This is a genomic window from Nostoc sp., from assembly GCF_036917235.1.
Classification (GTDB): Bacteria; Cyanobacteriota; Cyanobacteriia; order Cyanobacteriales; family Nostocaceae; genus Nostoc.
The window spans coordinates 23,129-42,375 of record NZ_JBALDU010000111.1 but is presented as its reverse complement, the minus strand read 5'-3'; the positions used below and the strand labels follow the sequence as shown (position 1 = coordinate 42,375).

Annotated in this window: 16 protein-coding genes; 9 read left to right on the top strand and 7 right to left on the bottom strand. The window is 41.6% G+C overall.

Annotation, left to right across the window (positions count from 1 at the left end; translation table 11 throughout):
* The first annotated feature begins 310 nt into the window (after positions 1–310).
* A complete protein-coding gene (locus V7K44_RS31715) occupies positions 311–1,033 on the top strand; it encodes a carbonic anhydrase (RefSeq protein ID WP_334937830.1) in 723 nt (240 codons plus the stop codon).
* A gap of 546 nt (positions 1,034–1,579) precedes the next feature.
* Positions 1,580–3,088, top strand: a complete 1,509-nt coding sequence (locus V7K44_RS31710; RefSeq protein ID WP_334937828.1) for a UbiD family decarboxylase — start codon at positions 1,580–1,582, stop codon at positions 3,086–3,088.
* 204 nt (positions 3,089–3,292) lie between these two features.
* On the opposite strand, the gene V7K44_RS31705 is transcribed toward V7K44_RS31710, so the two are convergent.
* Complete coding sequence (locus tag V7K44_RS31705; RefSeq protein ID WP_334937826.1) at positions 3,293–4,186, bottom strand: TauD/TfdA family dioxygenase; 894 nt, start codon at positions 4,184–4,186, stop codon at positions 3,293–3,295.
* A gap of 288 nt (positions 4,187–4,474) precedes the next feature.
* Here V7K44_RS31705 and V7K44_RS31700 point away from each other — a divergent pair, with 288 nt between their 5' ends.
* The 4 genes from V7K44_RS31700 to V7K44_RS31685 all read left to right on the top strand — a co-directional run bounded on the left by V7K44_RS31700 (position 4,475) and on the right by V7K44_RS31685 (position 7,614).
* Positions 4,475–5,014 carry an SH3 domain-containing protein gene (locus V7K44_RS31700; protein WP_334937910.1) on the top strand — a complete coding sequence of 180 codons (540 nt, stop codon included), beginning with the start codon at positions 4,475–4,477 and terminating at the stop codon, positions 5,012–5,014.
* Between the two features lie 105 nt (positions 5,015–5,119).
* The gene (locus tag V7K44_RS31695; RefSeq protein ID WP_334937824.1) at positions 5,120–5,320 is read left to right on the top strand and encodes a DUF4058 family protein; all 201 of its coding nucleotides are present in this window, start codon (positions 5,120–5,122) and stop codon (positions 5,318–5,320) included.
* On the top strand, positions 5,299–5,424 hold the full coding sequence (locus V7K44_RS31690) for a hypothetical protein (RefSeq protein ID WP_442940730.1): 126 nt from the start codon (positions 5,299–5,301) through the stop codon (positions 5,422–5,424). The genes V7K44_RS31695 and V7K44_RS31690 overlap by 22 nt, the downstream gene beginning before the upstream one ends.
* A gap of 93 nt (positions 5,425–5,517) precedes the next feature.
* Complete coding sequence (locus V7K44_RS31685) at positions 5,518–7,614, top strand: tetratricopeptide repeat protein (RefSeq protein WP_334937822.1); 2,097 nt, start codon at positions 5,518–5,520, stop codon at positions 7,612–7,614.
* A gap of 145 nt (positions 7,615–7,759) precedes the next feature.
* On the opposite strand, the gene V7K44_RS31680 is transcribed toward V7K44_RS31685, so the two are convergent.
* Together V7K44_RS31680 and V7K44_RS31675 are read right to left on the bottom strand one after the other, a co-directional pair.
* Positions 7,760–8,020: an endonuclease domain-containing protein gene (locus V7K44_RS31680; RefSeq protein ID WP_334937820.1), complete on the bottom strand. Its 261-nt coding sequence runs from the start codon at positions 8,018–8,020 to the stop codon at positions 7,760–7,762.
* Positions 8,021–8,023: 3 nt separating this feature from the next.
* Positions 8,024–8,215, bottom strand: coding sequence for a hypothetical protein (locus tag V7K44_RS31675; protein ID WP_334937818.1), 192 nt, complete (start codon positions 8,213–8,215; stop codon positions 8,024–8,026).
* Positions 8,216–8,411: 196 nt separating this feature from the next.
* Here V7K44_RS31675 and V7K44_RS31670 point away from each other — a divergent pair, with 196 nt between their 5' ends.
* The 3 genes from V7K44_RS31670 (at position 8,412) to V7K44_RS31660 (ending at position 11,177) form a co-directional block, all read left to right on the top strand.
* Positions 8,412–10,028, top strand: a complete 1,617-nt coding sequence (locus V7K44_RS31670) for a tetratricopeptide repeat protein (protein WP_334937816.1) — start codon at positions 8,412–8,414, stop codon at positions 10,026–10,028.
* 234 nt (positions 10,029–10,262) lie between these two features.
* Positions 10,263–10,742, top strand: coding sequence for an MOSC domain-containing protein (locus V7K44_RS31665; protein WP_334937814.1), 480 nt, complete (start codon positions 10,263–10,265; stop codon positions 10,740–10,742).
* A gap of 57 nt (positions 10,743–10,799) precedes the next feature.
* Positions 10,800–11,177, top strand: coding sequence for a hypothetical protein (locus tag V7K44_RS31660; protein ID WP_334937810.1), 378 nt, complete (start codon positions 10,800–10,802; stop codon positions 11,175–11,177).
* A 134-nt stretch (positions 11,178–11,311) separates the two neighbouring features.
* On the opposite strand, the gene V7K44_RS31655 is transcribed toward V7K44_RS31660, so the two are convergent.
* The 4 genes from V7K44_RS31655 to V7K44_RS31640 form a co-directional block, all read right to left on the bottom strand.
* Entirely contained in the window at positions 11,312–13,534 is a 2,223-nt protein-coding gene (locus V7K44_RS31655) for a chemotaxis protein CheW (protein ID WP_334937808.1), read from the bottom strand.
* A 37-nt stretch (positions 13,535–13,571) separates the two neighbouring features.
* Positions 13,572–14,834: a GAF domain-containing protein gene (locus tag V7K44_RS31650; protein ID WP_334937806.1), complete on the bottom strand. Its 1,263-nt coding sequence runs from the start codon at positions 14,832–14,834 to the stop codon at positions 13,572–13,574.
* A gap of 29 nt (positions 14,835–14,863) precedes the next feature.
* Positions 14,864–15,889: a chemotaxis protein CheW gene (locus V7K44_RS31645; protein WP_334937804.1), complete on the bottom strand. Its 1,026-nt coding sequence runs from the start codon at positions 15,887–15,889 to the stop codon at positions 14,864–14,866.
* Between the two features lie 66 nt (positions 15,890–15,955).
* The gene (locus V7K44_RS31640) at positions 15,956–19,120 is read right to left on the bottom strand and encodes a hybrid sensor histidine kinase/response regulator (protein ID WP_334937802.1); all 3,165 of its coding nucleotides are present in this window, start codon (positions 19,118–19,120) and stop codon (positions 15,956–15,958) included.
* Positions 19,121–19,247 lie beyond the last annotated feature (127 nt).

The window sequence follows — 19,247 nt, the reverse complement described above, 5'->3', positions numbered from 1 at the left end:
CGAGGTATAAATCCATTTTAACTCATGGATTATGAATTATACTCTATCTAAAATTTATCCACAGAAAGACTTTAAAAAAAATTACGATTCTTATTGATTATTAGAATTTAGACAAGAACCGATAAAGCCGCTTTAACGACTATCTTTTATCGCTTGTTCATCTACTTTAATTACTAAAGCGAACTGGATTCTAAGCACTCTAAAACACACGAATATTAAATGACTCTTAAACCGTGTAATCAAGTACTCTTGCATCTTAGTTAAGTCTGATATCTTCTTGAGAACAGCTTTATTGTTGTCAGGTAGATTGATGAGTCGAATTAATGGATTTGTCGGGCGACGTAATTTCTTGAAATTTGCCAGTGTCGTAAGTATTGCAGCTACTACTATTAGTGATAGCTTTTGGAATACAGAGCAAACTGCTGTTGCTGATATTCACCCAATTAACTCTAATTCAATCAGTCCGAATGAAGCCATCAAACGATTGCTTGATGGTAATCAAAGATTTATTCATCAAAAACGTCAATATCCCGATCAATCACTAGAACGCTTACGATTAGTTGCGAAAGCTCAGTATCCCTTTGCCGCTATATTAGGCTGTGCAGATTCTAGAGTACCTGCGGAAATTGTCTTCGATCAAGGACTTGGAGATTTATTTGTCGTGCGAGTTGCTGGTAATGTTGTCAGTGACACGGTTATAGGTAGTCTGGAATATTCTACAGCAGTATTGGGTTCGCAGTTGATTATAGTTTTGGGTCATAGGAGATGTGGTGCAGTAGCAGAAGCAATCAAAAACGAACCACTTCCTGGCAGAATTGGTTTGATTATTGAGGGTATCAAACCATCTGTAGAAAGGATAAAGTTCCGAACTGGTGATAATATGCAAGATGCAGTTATAGCCAACATTCAGTATCAGACTGAAAAATTGCAGGAAAGCTCAACTATTTTAGCTAAATTGCTCGGTGAAGGTAAACTAAAAATTGTTGGTGCTTGTTACGATATTGACACTGGTAAAGTCAACATTATTACTTGAATATTTCACACCTTTTAAGTGTAGGATTCTTAGTTCAATGATTTTGGAAAAATGTTTGAGTTGATCTACGCTAACGCAAACTCACAAAAATTTAGAAATAAACTTAAAGCTTGTAACAAATAAACCCAGCAGGGACTATATAACAAGGCCGCCTGCCAGGAAGGTATAGTATATTCTGGCCATGTTTGATTGGTTAGCGCTTATTTGTAAAAAATAATTGCGTATCCCTAAATACAATAACTAAATGTTTCAGAAAACACAGTTAAGAAAAGTTACTAAATAGGTTAATTTCTAATTAAAACCCAATAGGCTTGGGTTAAGAGATAAATCAAGACGCGATTTATCGCGTCTCTACATAAAGGTCTTGTTGCTCTATCTGAACTGTATTGAATTAAAACCAACAATTTCCCGAATGGGGAGACAGGGAAGACAAGGGAGAATGATTGAACAAATTTCTTCTTTGCGTCTTCCCAATGCCCAATCCCCAATGCCCCATAATATAAGAAAGCGCTTCACACTTCTTAAATAATCAGCTTTATTAGAACAATGGCGAGAGACTTGCGGGGATTCATTAAAATTTTGGAAGAAAGAGGACAATTACGGCGAATTTCTGCTTTAGTTGACCCAGACTTGGAAATTGCTGAGATTTCCAACCGTATGCTGCAAAAAGGTGGGCCAGGGTTGTTGTTTGAAAACGTCAAAGGTGCTTCCTTCCCGGTGGCGGTGAATTTGATGGGAACTGTGGAAAGGATTTGCTGGGCGATGAATATGCAGCATCCAGAGGAGTTGGAAACTCTGGGGAAAAAATTGAGTATGCTGCAACAACCAAAACCGCCAAAGAAGATTTCCCAGGCAATAGATTTTGGCAAAGTGCTGTTTGATGTGGTGAAAGCGAAACCAGGACGAGACTTTTTCCCCGCTTGTCAGCAAGTTGTGCTTCAAGGTAATGATTTAGATTTAAATAAGTTGCCTTTGATACGTCCTTATAATGGTGATGCTGGCAAGATTATTACTCTGGGATTGGTAATTACTAAAGATTGTGAGACGGGTACACCAAATGTAGGTGTGTATCGCTTGCAACTCCAATCTAAAAATACGATGACGGTTCACTGGTTATCGGTGCGGGGTGGGGCGAGGCATTTGCGAAAAGCGGCGGAACGTGGGAAAAAATTAGAAGTTGCGATCGCACTTGGTGTAGATCCTCTAATTATTATGGCAGCTGCCACACCCATCCCTGTAGATTTATCAGAATGGCTGTTTGCTGGATTATACGGTGGTTCTGGTGTGCAGTTGGCAAAGTGCAAAACTGTGGATTTGGAAGTTCCCGCAGATTCCGAATTTGTCTTGGAAGGAACGATTACACCAGGGGAAGTTTTACCAGATGGGCCTTTTGGCGACCACATGGGTTATTACGGCGGCGTGGAAGATTCGCCGTTGGTACGCTTTGAGTGTATGACGCACCGGAAAAATCCGATTTACTTAACAACATTTAGCGGTCGTCCACCCAAAGAAGAAGCGATGATGGCGATCGCGCTAAATCGCATTTATACTCCTATTCTGCGGCAACAAGTATCAGAAATTGTCGATTTCTTCCTACCAATGGAAGCTTTGAGTTACAAAGCGGCGATTATTTCCATTGATAAAGCATATCCGGGACAAGCGCGACGGGCTGCTTTAGCGTTTTGGAGTGCTTTACCACAATTTACCTACACCAAATTTGTAATTGTTGTGGATAAAGACATAAATATTCGCGATCCGCGTCAAGTTGTGTGGGCGATTAGTTCTAAAGTTGACCCAGTGCGAGATGTTTTTATTTTGCCAAATACACCTTTTGATACCTTGGATTTTGCCAGTGAGAAAATTGGCTTAGGTGGACGCATGGGAATTGATGCGACTACAAAGATTCCGCCGGAAACAAACCATGAATGGGGTTCGCCTTTGGAATCTGATCCAGATGTGGCGGCGATGGTAGAGAGACGCTGGGCGGAGTATGGTTTGGCAGAGTTGCAGTTAGGAGAAGTAGACCCAAATTTGTTTGGCTATGATATGAAGTAACCTGTTATAGCTCAATACAGTTTAGATAGAGCAACAAAACCCTAATGTAGAGACGCGATAAATCGCGTCTTGAAAGACCAATTCTCTACACCAATAACGCTTGACTAAAACGTATTGCGTTATAGGTCATGCAGTAATAACACAGCAAAGCTATATCTTACGCCAGATATCATTTAAATAAATGATATCTGGTGTAATCAAATATCAAAATGAAAAAGCTGGAGAACACAGCCTGATATAAATATCTCTTTGATCGTCAGTAAAAGACCTTCTTCCATGAAGTATTCTTGTATTATCAATCATTAAAATATCGCCTTTTTGCCACGAAATCTCCGTAGTTATTTTTTCAGCAATTTCATTAAGTTCCGATACAACCTCTTCAGGAATTTCTGAATCATCTTCAAAATTAAGAATCTTTGGGTTTAACTGCTTTGTAGGCAATAGACTATTAATAAATACCTGATATTTTCCACATCTGCTAGGGATAATAGCTGGAGAAATGTATTCAAGCAGAATCGATTGATCCTCATTTACTATCAAATGCGTATTATTTTTACGACACATTTCTTCTAGCTGATGCAAATCATCTGTTTGGTATTTTTTCTGCCAGTCCTCTTCAGATATCCGAACATTAAATTTTAACTTCTTTTTGCTGAATAACTCTTTGGTTGAGCTACTAATTTCATTAAAAAACTCTCTCCCATCACATACCGTAGTTTCACCATCTTCTAATGGTGGATTAGCGCAGAAAAACCACAGCATAAGTGGGATATTCTGCTGATAATACATTTCGCCGTGCAACTTAATCTCAGATTTAAAATCATTGACACTTAAAAGAGTCTCATCTCCATTAATTACCCTTCTTCTGAATGCACCACCAGCATAATTTATAAAATCGATACTCAAGAGATTGGTAAATTCTTTAAAAATATCAACATCAACATCCACATCAACATTAAATCCTCTAAAAAGTAAGATTCCATTAGCCTTAAACAAATTAATAATTTCTTCCTTGTCTAATTCTAAAATACTCACATTATCGGGATTATTAATTTCTTGGACTATGCTATTTGATATGGAATATATTTTTTTACTCATATAACTTAATGAATATTTGCCTAAATTTGAACTGATTGTTGGCGTTAACTACATTATATACTGACATCTTAATACTCAATGATGTAGTTGTGTTGCATATATCAGCGTAGGCGTAGCCCATCGTAGACATCCCAGGACTAAATTTTGTAAAATTAAAAGTGTTATTACAGTACTAAAATTTCTTGGATAGAACTACCTTACAAAGTTAACCAGAATTTGTTTAGGTAGATTCGGACATATCAATAAAACTCCAGCTTTGGGTACTGATGCCAGAAACTTGAAGAAATGATGAAAAAAAAAGTGAAAAATTCAGCATCAAAGTTAGCGATCGGATTGGCATTCAGTTGTATTAGTGTGGTACTCAATACTGGTATAGCTAGTGAAATAAGTTTAGCGAAATCAACTAATTCTCAAAAGTGCGATATTTTTGCCTACGTCACCGATGCAGATTCCCAAGGGTTAAATGTGCGGAGTGGTGCAAGTACAAATAACGTCATTATAGGACAAATACCAATTAACGAAACAGTTCATGTTATTGGTGTTGCTGGAAATTGGGTGCAGATTACTAATGCTAGCAATGGTTTTCAAGGAACTGGATGGGTATTCGTGCCAAAATTAGGGTTAACAACGCGGGGCTACGGTACTAAAGGCGTGGATTTCTATGCTAGTAGCAGTCAAAAAAGCCAAAAACTGAGAAGAATTCCTGCTAATACAGCTGTCAAATTGTTAGGTTGTCAGGGAGATTGGGCGCAGGTAGAATATCAAGGTGTTAAGGGTTGGTTGACAAGGGAAGAACAATGTGGTGCAGCCCTTACTAGTTGTTCTTAGAACCCCACCCCCAACCCCCTCCCCGCAAGCGAGGAGGGGGCTATCAGAATTACGAGGAAGGGGCTATCAGAATTACTTTTAAAATTTGGTTTTGAGATATCTGTTATGCCTTATCCATTTCCAGGAATGAACCCGTATTTAGAAGAGCCTGAATTATGGCCAGGAGTACATGGGAGACTAATAGTTGCGATGTCTGACCACAAGCTGCTTCGCATCTACTACGTCCTAAATATTTTGTCGCCATTGAAGAACGAATTTATAAAACTACTGGCGATGATAAACTCTTGGTTGGTATTCCTGATGTAATAGTACAAAATTCACAGACAGCAATAAATCCTAAAATACCGAATATAGCTGTAGCTACACCTGCTGTTCAACCTAAAACGGTGACAGTTCCCAACCTGAGATAATAAAGAAGAGATATGGGGATTTGAGATTTATGCCAATTAACTGGGAATACTAACCTGAGATTCCTTGTAAGGTAAGACTCGATTCCTAAAAACATGAACTTGACTACACTACAAAAAGCAAAACAGGCTGTATTTATAAAATTTTCTAATGTATTGCAGCACTTGTCTCAACTTGTATTTTGTATTTTACTCGCATCGATTCTGAGTATGATAGAAATTATTTCACCTATTATACCTCTAACAAGGCATGGAGTGGCTGAGGCAGTTCCCATAAATAAATATCTATCATCCTTGCAAGTAGATAAGACACTTGCAGTTTTGGAAAAAGCTAGAAAATTTATTGCCACAGGAAGTTCTTTTATCCCAGATATTTCTATTTTAAGAGCAACATTGGCGCCGACTATTGCTCCAACTTTCGCACCAACTTTCGCACCAACTTTCGCACCAACTTTATCTTTCATTGGCAGAGTAGATTTCTTTTTTGAAACTCAAGAGGTTAACTTAATTAAGATTAATATAGGTGATAAAAAAGATTCCTTTGTGTCTCCTGCTTTAGAGTGTTATAAATTAGGAGTCGAAAAGGCTCAACAAGAAAAAGCAGATTATAAGGGTGCTGTTAAGCATTACAGCGATGCTTTAAGTAAAGATGGCAAGTTTGCAGAAGCTCATGTAAGCCGAGGTCGTGCGTATTCAGAGTTAGGAGATCACGAAAGAGCTATTAAAGATTATACTATGGCAATGAATGTAAGCCCCAAATTTGCCGAAGACAATGATAGATATGTTGAACCATTGCTAGGACGAGGTACAGTTTACATCAAACTTGGTAATTATCAGGCAGCACTTGATGATTTTGATCTAGCAGTTCAACTAAATCCTGACTTTTATGATGCTTATTTGGGTAGAGCTATTATCTATATTGAACAAAAAGATTATCAACAAGCCATTAAGGATTTAACAGAAGCATTAAATTTAACTGCTGATAATTATCCGGCTGCGTTTCTAAAACGTGGTTCTGTTTGGGCTGAATTGGGCGAATACGAAAAAGCTATTGAAGACTTCACTCAGGCTATTGATAGTAATGCAGATGATGCTAATACCTATTATGCAGATGCCTATTATAAACGCGGACTTGCTAATTTAAAATTAAGCGAACCAAAAAAAGCAATCGAGGATTTAAATAATGCTATTAAGCTAGATTCTAAGTATTATGAAGCTTATGATATTCGTGCGATCGCTCACGAAGCACTTGGAGAATACGAAGCAGCAAATAAAGATTACATCAGTGCAGATTATAGTAAGGCATTATTAATATATAATCTCACAGGGCATTCAGGAATGTTTGCTGCGGTTCGGTCAGTGGCTATCAGTTCTGATGGAACAACTTTAGCTAGTGGGAGTGAAGACTCAACTATCAAACTATGGAATTTAAAGACAGGACAAGAGATTAACACACTTTCTGGAAATTCAGGTTCAGTTCTTGCTGTAACTTTTAGCCCTGATGGTCAAACTCTTGCTAGTTCAGGTACTGAAAAAACTATTGAACTTTGGAATGTCAGCACAGGAGAAGAAATCCTTACTATATCAGGGCATTTTGATTGGGTTCGTTCCCTTGCTTTTAGTCCAGACGGACATACCATAGTTAGTGCAAGTGATGACAAAACCATTAAATTTTGGAATATAGAAACTGGAGAACAAATTCGCAGCTTCTCTGGACACTCAGGTTACATTAAGTCTTTGAATTTTAGTCCGAATAATAATATTATCGCTAGTGGAAGCTGCGACAACAGTATCAAACTATGGGAAGTGCAAACTGGCAAAGAAATTAATACCCTAGAAGGACATCAACAGTGTGTTCGTGCTATAGCTTTTAACCCAAATGGTCAGACTTTGGCTAGTGGTAGTGAAGACAATAACATCATACTTTGGGATTGGCAAGATAATAGGCAAATACGTACTTTTAAAGGTCACTCTAATGCAGTGACATCCTTGGCTTTTAGCCCTGATGGACTGAACCTTGTCAGTGGTAGTGACGACAAAACCCTTAAAGTATGGGATGTACAAACTGGACTATCAATTATCACTCTTTTTGGACATGAATCTTATGTAGAGTCAGTAGCTTTTAGTCCAGATGGTAAAAATATTGTTAGTGGTGGTTATGATAAAACAGTTAAAGTCTGGGAGATGCCTTGAATGGATATTTTAATAGAATAATCTCATCAAAAGATTCGCAGAAACATAAATGGACTGGATTACACTACTGCGATCGCACTTCCTCATCAAAACCCACATAATTAGCCCCCTCGTCGCTTGCGGGGAGGGGGTTGGGGGTGGGGTTCTATCTCTGCAACCAAGAACCAATATCCTGCAACACCCCCTCCATCCTCTCCAGAACATCCTCATTTCTAAATCGCACAACCTGCAACCCCAAACTCTCCAAAAATTCTTGACGTATCGCATCTTCCTCTTGCGTGTAGTCGTGAATTTCGCCATCCACTTCCACCACTAACCGCGCTTCATTACAGTAAAAATCGACGATAAAACGGTCAATTGTTTGCTGACGGAGAAACTTGAAACCCAAAAGTTGCTTGTGTCTCAACTTTTACCAAAGTAGCTTTTCTGCTGGAGTTGGTTCACACCGCATCTGTCGCGCTAATGGTTTGAGTTTTTTCCAAAGTTCGTGTGGGGTTTGCCAAGGGTATCCCGGAACCCCACCCCCTAACCCCCTCCCCGCAAGCGAGGAGGAGGAACTGGAGTTGGTGAGAGGCTTGCGGTTGTGATGATTTTGGGTCATTTGACACTCTTGGAGTTAATTAATATTTCATGTATTATTCCCAGCGATCGCACTCTCCCAACTCCTCAAAACTCTGGCATAATCAGACATGGCTGCACCTTCAAAACTGATGTAAATCCTGCAAGGTAATTAAAAGGTTTACGCCGAATGGATATTTTAATAGAATAATCTCATCAAAAGATTCGCAGAAATATAAATGGACTGGATTACACTACTGCGATCGCTACAGTCTGATTTTATTAAAAGGTTAGCATCTGGTTGTCTGCTTCATTGTGAAACAGAAGGTCAATATAGTGAATTAACTATAATTTCTGGAGAGAGGTTAAAGGCACTACGGGAATTTTGCTGGCAGATGGCTGAAAAATATAAGCGTGTTTTACCAGTGCGTGATGTTTTTCTTAGCTATCTCAAAGGTAAGTTGGGTGAGGAAGTTGTCAAAGAACGTTTAGCTGATTTTATTACCGAAGTCGATTATGAAAAGCGATTTGGCGGCGATGGCAATATAGATTTTACCTTGACTTCTGACCCATCTATTGGTATTGAGGTTAAATCTCGTCATGGTCGCATTGATAGAGTTAGATGGTCAATTAGTTCTGAAGAGGTTGAAAAGAATGCAGTTGTAGTTTGCATTTTAATTCAAGAAGATGTAAGTGAAGCTCAATCTGAGTATCACCTTTTTTTGGCTGGTTTTCTCCCAACCCGGATGATTAAGTTGAAGACTGGTAAAATTTCTTTTGGAATAGAACAATTACTATATGGTGGTGGTTTATGGTGCTATCTAGAACAGTTACAATCTTCTATAAATAATTCTTCTCGGCAACAACCACCTATTTATAAATATCTTCCGAAACAAGAAATTCTATCTAAGCCAACTAATCATCAGGTATTCAAATCTCCTTTTAAACCTGAATATAGTGATGAAGATTTAAATCTACTTTATATAAAAATGGGTGATGAATATTTTGAGAAAGGAGAATATACAAATGCTATTATTAATTACACTAACGCGTTAGAAGTTAATAATCATATTAATTTATATTATAAACGAGGTTTAGCTCATTATCAGATAGGAGATTATGAAGCTGCGATCGCAGACTATTCTCAGGCAATCCAGATAAACCTTCATGATGCTAAATCTTACAATAAACGAGGTTTAGCTCTCTATCAGCTGGGGCGATTAGAGGAAGCCATTAATGATTATACTCAAGCTATTAGAATTAATCCTAATGTTGCCGTAACCTATAAAAATCGTGCTGAAGCTCGTTCTCATGTTGGAGATAACCAAGGAGCAATTGAGGATTATACCCAGGCTATTAAAATTAATCCTCATTATGCTGATGCTTATAAAAACCGTGGGATTACTCGTTATTTATTAGGCTCTCAGCCAGGATTTCCTCAAGCAATCAAGATTAATCCTCAAGATGCCATAGCCTATAAAAAACGCGGTAATGCTCGTTCAGATTTAGGAGATTTTGAGGGCGCAATTGAAGATTATACTCAGGCAATCCAGATTAATCCTAGTTATGCTGATGCTTACTACAACCGTGGTAATGCTCGTTCAGATTTAGGAGACTTTGAGGGCGCAATTGAAGATTATACTCAGGCAATTGAGATTAATTTTAGTTATGCTGATGCTTATTATAATCGTGGCAATATTCGTTTAGAAATTGCAGATAAACAGGGAGCAATTGAAGATTTTCAAAAAGCGGCAGATATTTATCGTAAAGAAGGTAAGCTCGAAGTACTCAAAGATACACGAGAAATAATATTAGATTTAGAAATAGAAGAATCATTAGATATTTTAAACTTCTAAATAATTGCTATATGAAATAGCCTCCAAAGTTTGTTTGCTATCTGGCTGATTTACTTAATTTAGGCGATGTTATTACTGATGAATTGTCTATAGTATTTAACCTTAATCAGCAACACACAAATTGGGATTATCGAGTGTTGTAAATGAGCGAACCTACCGTTTAGTTTTTTTTGATAACCATTAAAACAGTTTTACTTAGTAAACCTAACATTAACGAAGACTCATACCGCAAAGATGAAACTTATTTCTGTAAACGTGGGACTACCGCGTGAAGTGACCTGGAAAGGGAAAACAGTTAGCACTGGAATTTTCAAAGAGCCAGTTAGCGATCGCGTCATGGTGCGCGTACTCAATTTAGACGGTGATGGACAAGCCGATCTCACCGTTCATGGCGGAGTAGATAAAGCAGTTTATGTATACCCATTCGAGCATTACGATTATTGGCAAAATGAATTGCCTGACACAAAGTTACCGCTAGGCATCTTTGGTGAAAATTTAACGATCGCTGGACTGAGAGAAGAAGACGTGAATATTGGCGATCGCTTTCGTATCGGCACTGTAAAACTGATGGTGACACAACCTCGCCTACCCTGCTACAAACTAGGCATTCGGTTTGGACGACCTGATATGAGAAAACGATTTCTCACAAGTCGCCGCACCGGCCCGAAAGCTGGTGCGACTACTTTCAGGAGCAAAGTCGTCGTCAGGATGTGAAATAAAGGCTTGCTGGAATGCTAAACAAATATTAATTTCACAACACTCTTGAAAATAATGAAAACACTACTGAAAAGTTCGGCATTACTCCTTGCTTTGCCAATCAGTATATTAGCTAATTTTTCCTTACCTGCTTCTGCTGATTCTACTGCTGGCATCATCCTGAGTACAAAATGCCGGGGTGGTTATAACATCAATATTTGGCAGAATTATACGAACGGTGAACTGCTCTATCGCGCAACCAATCCCAACGGTAATTTAAGTTTGGGTAAAGGAACTAGCCAAGCGACAGAAGGGGTTCGAGTGTATAAGTTTCGGAATGGAATTTATGAATATTGGGTGTGGGATGGCACGTTAGATAATCCGCAGTCTGGAACTTTAGAGGTGTATAAAAACAAGCGTATCTTGATGAAGCAAGCTTGTAGAAAAAGTTGAATCTTCTAGGGGGTGTTAGCACTTTTTGGAAACCCAGCTAGGGCAAATACGTTATCGCTAAAACCCTTTTAAGTCAGCCAGTTTTGTCTGAAATTCATAACACCTTCTTAACAAGAATGACACAGGTATTGAGTTCAAATTAGAGATTTTGTGAGAAGCTGACCATCCAAAACCAGGCTAAGTTGCCCATTGGCAAGAATGCTAGTTCCTTGGATATAAGCAGCAACTGGGATTGCTTCCCCCAGAGGATGGATCGCAGCGGATTGTTTGCCAATTATGCAATCTACTTCTAAAGCACATCGTTTGTCTAAGTAACTAAATACTAATAAAGGCTTATCCTGCTTGAAAGCATTTAGTGTATCTGGGCTGTAAGTAGTAACTGAGGTGGGAAGCTGGTTAGGACAAATCAGCACCTCACTCAATAAGTGGATAGGGACCAGCATTTCTGTTGTTAGATCCTCACGATCGCAACCAAGGAAGCCACTGGTGCCAGAAGACTGCAAAAATAACATCCGTCCCGCTTGAGTTTGGATAATTTGTTCGGACTGGGATAGACAAATCTGCTCTACAGAATCGGCAATAAATGCATAGATTCTGGAGTTAGCTTGACAGACAATAAGTTGAGCAATTTTTTGATCAAGGGGAATTTGGAGCGAGAAGGCTGTACCATGTCCAGCTTTAGACTTCAATACTATTCTTCCCCGAATAGCTGTTAATTGCTTGCAAACTTCAGTTAATTCTACTCCTAACTCTAAGGCAGCACGATCGCATAAAACAGATGAAACCTCTGGTTCAAGTACCAGTTCTTGTAAGATATCCCCTGGTTTTGTCAGGGCGAGTCCTTGGGCTAAAGCTTGTTGATAAATTTGAGATAAGTTAAGTCCTGCGCCATCATCACAGCCATCAATAATCAGTTGATTTTCTTGCTGGTAAATTTGAATTTCAATAATACCGTTGCTATTTTTACCAAGGTGTTGGCGTGTTTGGCCAGACTCAATACTTTGCTCTAGTAAATAGCAACTTATATGCAACAGGAGAGCATGGAGGCGATCGCTAAATGCCCGATCAACTTGGATATCGCTAATTTGTAAATGTAGTCTAGCAGACTTATCTTGTAGAGCTTGTAACTGAGACCAAAGCCGATGCAAGGATTCTAAGGCTACTTTTAAAGGAATAGTTGTAACTGTTTTGACTAAATTGGCAGAATGCTTAAGTAACTTTTCCTGCTGTATAAGTTCTTGTTTGAGTTGATGATGATTGTTATTCAGCGAATGAACAGTTGATCCCACCTGAGATGCTTCAGCCAAAACAGATTGCAGAGTACTGTATAATTGCTGAGAGCGAGAAGCAGCTAGGGGAGAAAGGGTATCTGAAATTGCTGCTAAACGTCCTGACCATTCCTGTAGATTATCCAGCAGGTGTTGTAATCGTTTAACTTGTCGGAGCAACCGCCCGATCGTATGTTGCTGTTGTTCTTCTTGACAGGCTTGCTGATTATATGTAGTTAATAATGTTGCAACTAGCACATTGAGTTGTTCGAGATGCTTAATATTGATGGGTGTGGCGGTTGGAATACTTGTTGCAACAATGGTAGAAATCGATTCTTGCAAAGAGAGTGGATGGCGATCGCTAACAGATTTAACTAGGGATGCAACAGAAGTTTCAGTAGGCAGGGAAAAATCCCCCAACCAAGCATGAAAATCTCCTTCGTCATACTCCTTCGCGTTTGCTAGTTCCCCTACATTGATGGGAAGCTGCTCGGTATCTACGCGAACAAGGCTGCCAGACTGGGGGCTAGTTTCATCTATTAGTTCCCTGTCAAGACTTTCCTTGTCTTTAACGATAACTTGCTCCGCAGAAGATTCTACCTTGGCCAAGCGATCGCCAAATTGAATAACTGGTTGATGTTCCTGCGGTTGCTCTATCGATGTCTCAAAGTTTGTTTCCTGGCGATCGCCAAACTCTGCTTGTAAATGAGCAACAATGGCAGACATCCGCTCCAGAATTTCTACTTCATCAATTTGCGAGGCTGTTAAAAATGCCATCAATAGCATCTGTAGGCAATCTAATCCTTCCGATAACAGGGAGGCGATCGGGGCGTTGACAGTTGCCCGATACTGATGCAAAAGCTGAAAAATCTCTTCTAGTGCAGCCGCAACTATGGCAATGGCATCTAGCTCGGCTGCTATGGCAATCGAATGCAGAGAGCGAGCAGCTTCCATGAGAGCCAAAGCTGTACCAGGGTTACTGTCTTTTGTATAGTTAGGCAACTCCTGCTCCAAGAACAGCAACAGATCGATCGCTTCTTCTAGGAAGCGATCGTCGTTCTGCGGTTGGGGGACAAAATCGGTACTCATGAACAACTCTCAGTTTCTATGGGGTTTGATGACAATTCTATGGCTTCGATATTGTTTGGAGGCTACAAGCAGCGATGTCAGCGATCGCTCTGAATTGCTCCTGGATTTGGGCGATTGACTCCAGCCCCGCACTGATTTGGCGATCGCACGGTTCGATAGCAGAAGCAACGTCTGCTGCTGCCACCTGGAGTTCTTGGAACCATTCCTCTATATTTAGGGTGCTGTCGCGGGCTTGACGGGCGAGAATTTCCACCTGTTCGGCAGCAGCTAACAAACCTCTTTCCCGATCGCTAGCTTTTGTGGCTTCGATGGCTGTATTCAGGGAAAAAACCTGAATTTTGGTACTCAAGCCTTCCACAAGATCAATAAAGCCAGAAGCTTGCTCGCAAAATCCACCAAGGTATTGCAGTTGTTTATTAGTAATAGCAACAGTATCTTGAATAGACATTAAATGCTCGCCGGCAAGCTCGGCGATTCTTGTTCCTTCTTGTACAGCTTGGCTCACCTGCTGAAATGGCACTAGTAACTCTGACCGATCAGCCTTTTGGGGAGGCAATGACAGATGTTGAGCAGGTGGAGCTACTATTTCAGCCCAGCGCAAGTTAATTGTCAACATCATTCCTACTTGTTGTAGCAAACTACGCTCTGCTTCCTGCCATTGTCGGGGTTGGAGGCAATGATGAATAACTAAAAAACCCCAAGGCTGTTGTTTGACAATCAAAGGTAGGCACAGGCTAGCTTGCACCTGAAAGCGTTGCCAAAATTGCTGTTGGCGGGGAGTTAATTCTAATACTTCAGTTAGGTTGCCCTGCGAGTTTTGTCCGTCCCCAACATCGGGTTTATTAACAAACAAATTTATCGGTAGGGATTGGTTGAGTAAGGATGTCCAACCCGCTTGTATCGTTTCAGCGATCGCTCGACTGCGATTATCTTCCTCAAAACGATAAATCAAAACGCGATCGGCGTTGAGAACATCTCGCAGGGCGGTGACTGTAACATCCAAAAGTGCAGTTTGATTTTTTGTCTGCTGCATTTGCCGATCGATGCCCGCAAGTTGTTCTCGCTGGAGTTGAAAAGCCCCTCGAACATTTTGATCGTTGTCACTGGGCGAATCCTTAGCCAAAGCTTGGATAAAAGCTTCGATTTGACTCACCTTCTGCTGCAATTGAGCGACCTTTGGCCCCTTAGCAGATTGAAAGACTGCTTTGATTAGAGCCACATTAGCCAAAATTTCTTCTATCTGGATTTCATTTTCAACAGGCTGGGTTTCAGAATTAGGGTCTAAAGTTGCGATCGTCACAGAAAACTCCTTGGCAGCATCAAGTTAAATCAGTGGGTTTGCCATTGCAAAGTCTGGGCGATCGCTCTGGTGTCTAAAATCCAGCGATCGCCTGGCAGAATACCTCGAACAAAATTTAGCAGTTTGTTTGGGGAAAAGTCGGTTGGTGCCGATTGTGCTTGCTGTAAATCCTGCCACTCTACATCGTAGACATGAGCCACCAAAAATCCGATTACCTGATTTTGCAGTTCGAGAACTAGAACCATTGGCTTTTCTGGTCGTGACTGCCGCTTCAAAAGCGGCGCATAACCAAGCAAATGTTCCAAGTCAACCACCCGCAGCATCTGTCCTTGCCAATTATAGAAACCTAAAATCCAACTTGGTAAGGCCGGGGCTGGGGAAATTTCTTGGCTAGCGAGATGAATAATGTCCTGTAATGAGTGGAATGGTAGCAATCCACTTCCTTGATTCCCCAAGGAAAAACGGAGAAATCTTTGCCGTTGTTCGCCTGATGTCAGCCCAGGAGCCAAGGTTGGGGTTGTTCCGGGCAACCCCAACTTATCAGCCAATATCTGGCTCATACCAAAAAGAAGTACTTTGAGTGGTTCCTCGTTCGGTGCTACAGGCAAAACAGCCATGTGGCTAACACAGCTTAACTCCGCCACTTGCCGATAAGACCAAGGCACCGGACGCACTGCTTCTAAAGGAATATCGATTAAGGCAGGGGGCTTGTCTACAGGAATGCCACAAATTTCCCCAGTCCGGGTTTGAGTCAGAAGTAAGAAGCGCCCTGAAGTGTCAACCGCAGAGAGAACTTGATCCGCCTGTTGGGGTTGTACTTGCTGAATGAACTTCTGGCGCAAGTCCACAATTGTGATGGTTTGCGCTCCCAAATCAACCATCCCGATACCACTTTCAACCGTACTGCTAATAGGGGGACAAGCCATCACCTTGAGAACTGCACCAACTGGTAGGGCAAATAAATAGTCTGCGATCGCAAAAACAACGACTCGTAGGGAGTCGCGATTGCTCACAGTGCCAGATAATCGCTTAAACGGAAAGGGAGTGTTAAGCATAGGAGGTTACGGGTGGGGGCAGGGGAGGCAGGGGGAGAAAAAAAGGCTTAACCCAAGCGTATTGGGCTAAGGGCTATGAACCAGTTCAGCGATCGTGGATAGGAAGTTCTGTTCTGAATAGGGTTTGGTCATGTAAGCTTTTGCTCCTAGAGCTAAAGCTAATTGGCGGTGCTTCTGTCCGCTACGGGTAGTCAGCATCACTACAGGAATGCCGGACAAACGCTCGTCTTGGCGACGGTGTTCTAAAAACTCAAATCCATTCATCTGCGGCATTTCAATGTCACAAATCACTAGATCGACATCACTGTGTTGCAGCATTTGCGCGATCGCCTCTCGACCATCGCCTGCTTGCAACACTTGATAATCGGCTTTCTGGAGCGTCTGCACCAAACTTTGCCTTTGTACAACCGAATCTTCCACGACTAACACCGTCAGTCGATTAGGTTGAGCAACGGCTGTATTAACTTCCATCGGCTGTTGCTGCGGTTGCGTTATAGTTAGCTCGGATTGCTGCCCTTCTAGAGCAAGAACAGGCTCAGGCGCGGGCAATAGTTTAGTTGCAATTGATGCCGGGGAAGTCGGGATCGTATCTGTCTCCCAGGTTTGCCGAACTAACTCCAACGGGTCAACAATTAGGGTAAGACTACCATTGCCCAACACGCTGTAGCCTTGGATGTAACTAGGTAAAGTCAGGACTCTGCCGAGGGACTTAATTACTAATTCCTGCTCGACTAAAATCTGATCGACTTGCAAGCACAAGTATTGATGCTCTGTTTCCAACAGCAGCAGAGGTTCGACGGTGTTCCGTTGTTTGACTGGAAAAGGACTTAGGTTTAAATTGTGGTCTTGGGTGAATAAAGGATATTTGTAATCCAGCAAATTGGCAAGCGAGCGGATGGGAACTAGTTGCTGACTTTGGCCTTCTCCCCACTGCCAGAATTTTTGGCTGCCTTGCCCGTGTAAAGATTGCTGGACTTGAATCTGCTCTGGCTGCGGTAATAAAACCTGGCTAACTCCTTCAGACAGTAAGCCATAAGTAATACCTTGAGATTGACAAACGAGCAAGCGTGCCGTTGTCAAGCTTAGAGGCAATTGCAAGGTAAAGGTGGTTCCCTGCCCTGAAAGCGATCGCACCACAATCGAACCTTGTAAAGTTTGCAATTGAGTGCGAACGACATCTAAGCCGATACCACGGCCAGATAACTCACCAACCTGCTTGGCGGTAGAAAAGCCTGGTTCAAATAATAACTCTGCCAGTTGGTCTTCTGAGGCGTAGGCGGCTTGTTCGGCAGTAAGTAAGTGTTTTTCTATACCTCGTTGACGAATGGCTTCCCAGTTTAAGCCTCGACCATCATCCCGTACCTCAATAGTAGTGCGGTTGCCTTGATGATAGGCTTGAATTGTAATTGTTCCGGTTTCTGGTTTACCCTGCTGGCGGCGGGTTTCTACCGGTTCAATGCCGTGATCGAAGGCATTGCGAATCATGTGCAGCAAGGGATCGTACAGTTGTTCAGAAATGGCTTTATCCACCAGTACCTTCGTACCGCCAAGCTTGAGTTCAACAGGCTTATGATAAGTTGCTACCATCTGTTGCAGCAGCCGGGGTAATCGATTCAACACTGTTCCCAGTGGAACCATTCTGGCTTGCAGCAAATCTTCCTGCGCTCCTGAAAGCAGTTGCTTGCGCTTTCCGAGACTGAAGCGAGATTGCTGAACTAAGCCATTAACAGCCTCAATCCGTTCTCCTAATTGCACCATGTCTTCTGTAAGATTTTGCAGGAGAATGTGCAACTCGCTATAGTTATCCATTTCTAAGGCATCAAAATTGGATTGTGCCTCGGTAGCAGAGATAACTCGTGGAGATCCATGTATACGCTGCTTGCGTTCGGGAAGCAGCAGATGTCGATCCGACCAAGTAAAAACTTTACTAAGTTGTTGTTGACAGTACAAAAACTGTAGTAGAGTCTCTTGAGCTGCTTTCTGGATGTGGTTAGATTGCAGGTTTTGTTGGTTTTCGCTGATTAGCAATTCCCCAATTGTATGGCTGAGGCGATCGAGTTGTTCGATCGCGACTCGGATACTGGGAAGTGATGCCGATGATTGAGCCTGGAGGCTTGGCGCTGGTGGTGGAGAGGCTGGCCGATCTGAGTCTGAGTATCGGCAGGATGTCTGTGGATCTCCGATCCAGATTGACTGTAAAATCCGCTCTATGGCAGAGGGGGCTACTACCGAATCCTGAGAATGAGAAATAGGTGCCATTACCTCCGGTGTTTTCGGTACGGAGTTATCAGGCCGCTTCGGGAAAAACGACCAAATTGATTCCGCTTCGCTGGCACTGAGGAGGGGGGATGGCTGATTCTCAGTTGTAATCGTTTGTGTTGGTTGGGCAGCGATCGCAACTGGCTGCTCTTGCGGTTCTGGGACAGGAGTAGTTAGCATTGCCCATTCTCGCAATTGTGGAGATATTTCTCCCCCTTGAGTGCGATCGCCTGCAAGTACTGCTGCTTGAGCTGCTTTAAAATTTTCTAAAGCCACCTGAGCGATTTGCAGTACTTTGTCTGGATGTGCTTTGAGCGCGTTTAGGGTCGCCTGGGCAATTTCTTCCAATCCAGATAAGCCATAAGATGCTGCTAATTCAACAAAAAATTCGGCTTGGGAGTTGAGTGTTGTTTGAATTTGTTGCGGATCTTGGCTTTGGATGTCAGTTTCCAACTGTTGCAAATCCTGAAGTACACTCCCGGAAAAGATTGACTCTACGACATCAAAGCCAAGTTCTTCCGAAGTGGGAAGCAGAGCCTCACGACCAAAAAAGTCGCCTAGTTTATGTTGGAGTTGGGCGAAGATTGAGGCAGTGCGATCGAGTATTTCTGCCTCATTGTAGGATAAGCCCATCAAGGCTGCACTCAATGGAGTTCGCAGACACTCATAAGCATCTAGAAGCAAAGCACCCAATTCTGGATCGATTTCCAGTTCTGGAGCGTATAACGCTTGGAATACATCTTCCAAATGATGGGCAATTGTCTGAATAGTTTCTTGCCCAACGCTGGCAGCACTCCCTTTGATGGTATGGGCACTTCGCATCAAGGCATGAACTTTTTCTATTGTTTTTTCATCAAGTAAACCGATCAGATTCTGCTCAATGGTTTGTAACAACTCTGCCGCTTCCGCAAGAAAAGCCTGCTCTTGATTACTGGGATCGGGGTTCATAACACATTTTACGAGATTAGTCAAACAATTTTGGATTTTAGATTTTGGATTTTGGATTGATCCCGACGACAAGGGGCAAGGAATTTTGGATTTTGGATTTTGGATTAAAAATTCTTCAATCTAAAATCTAAACATCGTAAATTGAAACGGG